This window comes from Vibrio sp. D173a (genome assembly GCF_030248475.1).
The window spans coordinates 1-699 of the sequence record NZ_JAHGAH010000266.1; the positions used below are offsets into that span (position 1 = coordinate 1).

1 protein-coding gene is annotated in these 699 nt (G+C 43.8%); it reads left to right on the forward strand.

Annotated elements, in window-relative coordinates; genetic code table 11:
- Positions 1 to 107: 107 nt before the first annotated feature.
- Positions 108 to 699, forward strand: a 592-nt coding sequence (locus KIV40_RS23585) for an NAD(P)-dependent oxidoreductase (protein WP_285351614.1), incomplete at its 3' end; no start/stop codon positions are given.

Consider the following 699-nt stretch of genomic DNA (forward strand, 5'->3'; position numbering starts at 1 on the left):
ACTTATATCGATACAATCTACATCATTAATCGATATTTATCACACATAAGCATGCTATTAGACTGCAATGGTTGTCGAGACACAGAATTAATTAACGGAGAATCATTATGAAAATTGCAGTATTAGGTGCATCAGGTTGGATTGGTAGCCACATTGCTAAAGAAGCAGCATCACGTGGTCATGAAGTTGTCGCGATTGTGAGAGACTCAAGCAGAATTGAGCAAGAAGGTTTAGAAGCTCGTACTTTCGATTTGCTCGATCCACAAGCGAAGATCAACGATGTGACATCTGATATCGATGTGGTGATTGCCTCAATTGGTGGACGTGCACTGGGCAATCATGAACTGGTTAAACAGAGTGCGGAGAAACTACTCTCTGAATTGCCAAGCGGTCGTCGCTTAATGTGGGTTGGTGGAGCTGGCTCTTTGGAAGTAGCGCCTAACGTGGAATTGGTTACTGTCCCTGATTTCCCAGAAGAGTACAAAGCCGAAGCGCTTGCTCAGGGTGAAGCTCTTGAAGTATTCAAACAATCAAACAGCGATGTGCAGTGGACATTTGTTAGCCCAGCTGCAGAGATCTTCCCAGGTGAAACGACATCTCAATATCGCATTGGTGGTGATCAGCTATTAACGGATGCTGAGGGTAACAGCAAAATCTCTGTATCAGATTACGCTATCGCAATGATTGATGTATTGGAAG